Raw genomic sequence first — 5,984 nt, forward strand, 5'->3', positions numbered from 1 at the left:
ATCCAAAAGGTGAGAGAGCCACGGTTAATGAGTGCTTGATTGTATTGCTTCCAGTTGGTGGTTTTGTAACAAGGTTTAGGCATTGGGCTACGAGGTGAAGTGAATGTAGCTGATCAGATCGTAGGTTCTTGATTTAGTTCCAATGAATTACGCAACAAAGCCTCCATTATGCCACTCATAACTTACCTCAATATAACTAAAACCTTGTTTGAGAAATGACCTCTTTGCAGCTACTTGCTTAGATGTTCATGTCTTCGTATGAGGCAATGATACACCAAAACGCTTACACGTTCAATAAATTACGTTAGAATTTCAAGGGGGTTTTGAGAACAGGTTATGAACGAGAACGAAGGTATGTTAAAAAGCCTTGATAGAATCAAGGCTTGGCTAGGATTAAAGCTCGAAGGCGTATTCTGTCTTTTTTTCCGAATAAAGGCTTGCGTGTACATCTCCTAGCGTTTTACTTATGAAAGATTGAAGGTAAGCGACAAAATCAGGCTTTTCCACCGTCTGTGAAAGACGGTCAGAATCAAGGAAGCGCGTCATCTCTGTAACGAAGAAAGGCTTCTCAAAGTATGCTTCTACTTCATTAATCCTGGCTTCAAGCAAGTCCTTGTAATTACCCATCTCGTGATCACTTAGCTTCTTTCTTATCAAGTCAGAATCAATCACAGCTTTCTGCTGGTGTAGCCACAGTATGTCCCATAAATCACGAGCTTTAATGTTGTTCCTGGCGGGTACGGCCACCAGCTTATCAGCCAAAATTTCATTCAATGACGAACTGCGCATTAACATAGCATCATAGCCGTCAGGCAGTTCTTGGTAGTTCGTCCTGATCAGTTCCGGTTTGGCATCGTGGGTCGGGACGTTTGCAATGTCGATGTGGATCCGTTGTTGTGGAAGGTGCTTTTGCCCTTCATTCGTCTTGATGATGACCTTCCATGTGTTGGCATTAGTGTTTGCATAGTCAGGATCGTTTTTCAGCTGTTTCGGCTCTTTCACTTCGGTTTCCAAGCCATAGCGGTCTGACAAATAGCGTTCAATTTCGAGCCGAATTTTGTCGAAATCCGCAGGCTTGAAGTCTTTACCGGCGTGGAAATCCAAATCTTCGCTATACCGATTTGATCCGTAGCATAGGCGCAAGCATGTGCCACCAATGAAAGTCATGGCTGGGAGTAACAGTTCCTTCTGCTGTAACAGGAAAAAAATGTCGTAGTGGATCAGCTCTTTCTCTATCACTGGCCGCATCGCAGCTAGACCAGGGTTTTGTTTGGCTATTTGCTCCGCTCTAGCCTGCAGGTTTATTTTCTTCATTTAGTATTTCCAAATAGGTGTCCATATCTACCATGTGGATGTTGCGGTTTACCCGTTTCAAATCCTCATAGGCTGTTTGAGGTGTAGCTAAGCGAAGTGGTCGACCATCTACCTTTTGAGTGTTCTCGATGATGTCACTGTCACTTCTTTTTGTATGAATGAACTCGATGGTGCCGTATGGAGTTGAGTACGTCTGAGTTCTGCCGGTGGTCATGACTGTAAGGCGCCCAACCGTCATTTGACTGATGATGCTAAATTCTGACAAAGCAGTTTCGAGGCTCACATATGAATACTTGCCAGCACGAAGAACGGCGGCAATCGACTCCAGTTTGGCTGGGTTAGAGGAAAAGCCTCGGGAATATGTATATATGCCGCGACACGGGCGCTCGATCAGGCCTTGTGTCTCAGCTCGCTTTAATGACTGTTTTAGGCTTGCAGTGGTATCGGAGAGGAAATAACTGCGCAGCATTTTCAGAGAGAAAACACTGACGCCTCTCTCTGCAAGGTAATCCAGAGTTCCTACCAGTTCTCGCTGTTGCAAACGAAACCCTCACGGTCTACAGAAAAGTATGCTTTAGCATACCTTTCTGTGCACCACCGCGTCAACACTCTACAGAAAGGTATCAGATACAATACCATTCTGTAGACCGCCATTTAGTCTTCCCCAAATAGCCAATAGCCAATAGCCAATAGCCAATAGCCAAGGAGTTGGTGGTCGTTGTTAGCACGGTAGTTCCTCAAACCTGTTTAAAATTCGACCACCACCAATCAATAAAGTTAATTACTTTCAGTAACATAGATGGGCATTTGTCACAAAACCCAATCTCGAAAATAAGTAGGTTCATATCTGCTTACATAATCGTCACTGAGCTCAATGGCGTTTTCATTTGCATCAACCTCTCCTCCCAACATCTGTAATTATGTACAGTTAAAATTCACAGAAGATCGATCCGGTGTTAATCTATCAGTAAGCGGTAAATCACTGATTGTGTGCTGCTAACAGAATAAATCAAAGAAAGAGAATCTGATTTTGACGAAGACATCTTCCGTACCACTACCACCAGCTATGCCTCTCTTTGAAGCAGCTGAAAATTTGAATGAGCCGAATCGGTTCATCAATGACCACATCGCATTTATTACGGTTAATGTCGTCGAAGACGCCGGGGAGCTCTATGAGTTTGCCTTGGATTGGTTACTTGAGCAAAAAGACCACTACAACAACTTCAAAGCTTACCGCGCAGAGTTGAATGCATTCCTTCATTGGTGCTGGACGGTGCAAGGCATGCCAGTTTCAATGGTGAACCGATCCTACATGCGCCAATACATCGAATGGTGCGAGAACCCGCCCGAAGATCTGGTGGGCACCTTTAACTCTACCCAGTTCGTTTTCAACAAAGGCGTTGGTGAAAAAGTCCCTAACTTCAAGTGGCGCCCATTCACAAAGCGTGTGCCAAAAGGGTCAAGCCTCGATATTAGTGAGGTGAAATACAAGCTGTCAGACTCAGCCATTTCGACCAAGCTCAGCATCCTCAGTATGTTCTTCCAGTACCTGAATGCCGAAGAGTATTGCGATGCGAACCCGGCCGCGATTGTTCTCAAGTTTGGTAAGTACAAAAACAAGAGCCAATCAGCTGCAGCCGGTGAAGACGATGATGAGTTGAAGTTCTTTTCTGATCTGCAGTGGAGTTACGCGATCGACGCTGCTGAGGCAATGGCAGAAGAAGACCCTGACACTCACGAGCGTACATTGTTCCTGATAAAGCTGCTGTATGGCACTTACTGCCGTATTTCTGAGATTGGCGCCCGATCTGGCTATGCGCCTGTAATGTCACAGTTCCGCCGCGACAAGAAAACTGGCAACCTTGGCTTTTTCATTCCCAAATCGAAAGGCGGTAAGCGCCGGACTGTATCTGTCTCTGATGAGCTAAGGGAAGCGCTGATCCGCTATCGCCGTTTCCGAAAGCTCTCCGACATCCCAGTACCCGGAGAAGACACACCTCTATTTGTGAGACACAAAGCTGCAACTCACGGTAGAAGCGTCGGTGATATTAACGCAAACCTTGGTATCAGACAGATACGAGAGCTTGTTCAAGAGGTGACTGATAAGACTGCAGAGCGCCTTGAGGCAGATGGTTTCAATGAAGATGCTGGCGAAGTTAGAGTTCTTACTGTACACAGCATCCGTCACACAGGTATTTCACACGATATTGCCCAAGGCAGACCTCTTGCTCACGTTCAGGCTGATGCCGGTCACGAAAGCATTGAGGTGACATCACGATACCTACATACGACTCGTGCAGAGCGTCATGAAAGTGCCAAGGCCAAGAAGCTCAATCCTCTGGACTAACCCTAACAGTTTGGGAGCAGCACTCCTGTTGCTCCCTTCTTTTCATTGTGCAGATAACCTGACGACCGCATTTCTTGTCAGTTCGTCCAATGTTCCATCAACCTTCATTTCCTTGAGAACCCTGGCAAACTTAAATGCAAGATCACCATGCTTTTCGTGCAGATACAAGAAGGCTTTGGCGCGATGCAAAGTGCCAACTTTCTTTATTGCATGCCGGTAAGTTAAATGTTCATTCCAGGGGGTAAACCCCTCAAATGCAGGTGCTACGTATAGGTCTGCTTTTCTCCGAAGGACACGTTTTAACGACCTATCCCAACCGTCACTATCAATCAAGTTCTCGATGCCCATTTCTTCCAGCAATATATGAGCCACCAGCTGGCCACGTTCTAACTCGATCTTGAATCCGCTGAGTGAGCCTTTGATGATTTCAGACAGGCTTTCCATGTCGCTACGACCGAAGATGCCGATCTCGAACTCCAGTATGGCTGGCTCAACCCTTATCATGGTTGGATGATAATACTGGTATTCATAGGCTCTTGAAGCTTCGCCATCCACACTCCCATGATCTGCTAGTCGACTCGCCCTTGCTGGTGGCACCCATTTTAAGTGACATTTAATCCCCACCCTTCCACACGCCTCTCGATACAGTGGCTCCATAAAAGCTTCGCCACCTACGGATGCATGGTCCAAAGCCAAAAGGGTAATTTCTTGCTGAGCAGCAGAAGAGGCTGTAACTACAGGATTAAGAGCAATAGCAAATGAAACTAAGCAAACTTTAAGCGGGAAGAACGAGGACTTTACTAAGCAGCCTTTTTGAGATGGTTATTCTTAAAGAATAGCACTGCTTTGTAAGGCAATTTTCCTTTGGCAGCTGGCGAGTATCATTGGTATGCAATCTCGGGGTCAGACTGTAACATTTAGGTTCTTAACCATTAATGTAGCGCCGACCCCAAAGGCTGATTGCTTCTGCAGTCAGCCAACCCTTCTCACGCTTTTTACTGTGAATATAGAGCGCATAGATATTCAAGAAATGAAAAAATCCTCTGGTGAGCATCTGTGATTTTGAATTTCGATTCAAAAAAGCGCTTATGAGCAATCCGACGTGAACAGAACTAAGCCTGAACAATCAACCTCTTATTTCATGAACCAAAACACCTGTTCACAAGTTTTCATTTTTCCTGTTTGCTATTCCACACCCAGTAACAACTCAAAAAATAGCCAGTGATATTCTCCTGCCCCACAAACGACACAGAACCACTTGGCAGTAGATTAGAGATGAAAAACCTATCACTAAAATTCAAGATTATTGCGACAACAACACTATCCGTGATTGTTACCGCAGTATCTATCGCAAGCTTTTCAGCTAACGAACTCAACAAGCAAACTAACCTCGGTATCGAGCAGCGAGTAAATGCTGTATCAGCCGCTGCCTCAGAAGGTATTGGCGACTGGATGGATGCAAAATACTTCGTTGTCGAATCAGCGGCGCAGCATGTTTCTCTTGGCACAGAGAACAAAAAGACGTTGAAGATGGCCACAGAACAGGTTTCGGAATGCCCGACACGCTAAACCCATAAGCGGGCTTCTCGCGCTCCATGTCGAGCTTTTGGAAAGGAAGTACAAGCATATTTCTTCATTTTCTCGGTTAGTGAACAGCGGCCGAGCTTTCTTGTCCTTCGTACAGAACAGGCATGATCACATTGTTTAGGACTTTGGAAGGGTCTTGAGTTCCCTTCACGGTGAATACTGGTTGCATTAAGTTGTTTCGGATCGCGGCAAAAGCTTCCTGGTCTAAGCCGATTTATTCATGGTCTGCCTCTGCAGCCCACCAATGGGTAATGAAGTGCTCAAGCACGGATAGAACAAAATCAGTTCTTCCGTTCGGCATCGTCAGGTCGTGCCTGGAAGCAAGCTGTTGAACGGGCACAGTTGTATCTGGCAGTCGCACCATACCTCTGCGGTTTCGAAGCATTGGACTCTTGCGCTGACGACAAGCAATTGAGCCGTTATCAAGGTTCAACCATAGAGGGATTGCAACAACACCATCCTTCGGCTGCTCACTTGAAATGAGTGATAATGGCTCTGGGTGAAAGTAAACGTACGAAACCATAGCTACAGCTAACAGCTGGCCATCATCTAACTTCTCTAACATTGGATTATTTATTTCCTGATATTTTAATACTGCTACCAGACTGACTAATGCCGCTCGCTTAACAGCGTGCGGCTCTTTTCTTATGTGGATACCGGGGAGCCTTATACAGAACAACCCGAGGAAAAGGCTTCCTCTTTCTTTTCTTGGGTAAAATGAGTCGCTTACCACTTT

The 5,984-nt window shown here is 45.6% G+C and carries 6 protein-coding genes; 2 read left to right on the forward strand and 4 right to left on the reverse strand.

All coding sequences use genetic code 11. The features are described 5' to 3' along the window. Positions 1-393: 393 nt before the first annotated feature. Positions 394-1,314, reverse strand: a complete 921-nt coding sequence (locus tag HC752_RS23385; RefSeq protein ID WP_190337601.1) for a nucleotidyl transferase AbiEii/AbiGii toxin family protein — start codon at positions 1,312-1,314, stop codon at positions 394-396. Then, on the reverse strand, positions 1,289-1,855 hold the full coding sequence (gene abiEi, locus HC752_RS23390) for a type IV toxin-antitoxin system AbiEi family antitoxin (RefSeq protein WP_190337602.1): 567 nt from the start codon (positions 1,853-1,855) through the stop codon (positions 1,289-1,291). The genes HC752_RS23385 and abiEi overlap by 26 nt, the downstream gene beginning before the upstream one ends. A 489-nt stretch (positions 1,856-2,344) precedes the next feature. Between abiEi and HC752_RS23395 the strand changes: the two genes are divergently transcribed. Continuing rightward, positions 2,345-3,661, forward strand: a complete 1,317-nt coding sequence (locus tag HC752_RS23395) for a tyrosine-type recombinase/integrase (protein ID WP_238930612.1) — start codon at positions 2,345-2,347, stop codon at positions 3,659-3,661. Positions 3,662-3,703: 42 nt separating this feature from the next. Here HC752_RS23395 and HC752_RS23400 read toward each other — a convergent pair whose 3' ends face one another. Next, a complete protein-coding gene (locus HC752_RS23400; RefSeq protein ID WP_190337603.1) occupies positions 3,704-4,216 on the reverse strand; it encodes a hypothetical protein in 513 nt (170 codons plus the stop codon). 720 nt (positions 4,217-4,936) lie between these two features. Between HC752_RS23400 and HC752_RS23405 the strand changes: the two genes are divergently transcribed. Beyond that, complete coding sequence (locus tag HC752_RS23405; RefSeq protein WP_190337604.1) at positions 4,937-5,230, forward strand: hypothetical protein; 294 nt, start codon at positions 4,937-4,939, stop codon at positions 5,228-5,230. A gap of 232 nt (positions 5,231-5,462) precedes the next feature. Here the strand turns inward: HC752_RS23405 and HC752_RS23410 are convergent. After that, positions 5,463-5,984 (reverse strand): hypothetical protein (locus HC752_RS23410; RefSeq protein WP_238930613.1); only part of this gene is annotated, 522 nt, incomplete at its 5' end.

It is taken from the genome of Vibrio sp. S9_S30, assembly GCF_014694455.1.
In the GTDB taxonomy this organism is placed as follows: domain Bacteria; phylum Pseudomonadota; class Gammaproteobacteria; order Enterobacterales; family Vibrionaceae; genus Vibrio.

Bases quoted from the DNA above. Each gene is read 5' to 3' on its own strand.
- HC752_RS23385 (WP_190337601.1), bottom strand. From the start codon at position 1,314: ATGAAGAAAATAAACCTGCAGGCTAGAGCGGAGCAAATAGCCAAACAA.
- HC752_RS23405 (WP_190337604.1), top strand. From the start codon at position 4,937: ATGAAAAACCTATCACTAAAATTCAAGATTATTGCGACAACAACACTA.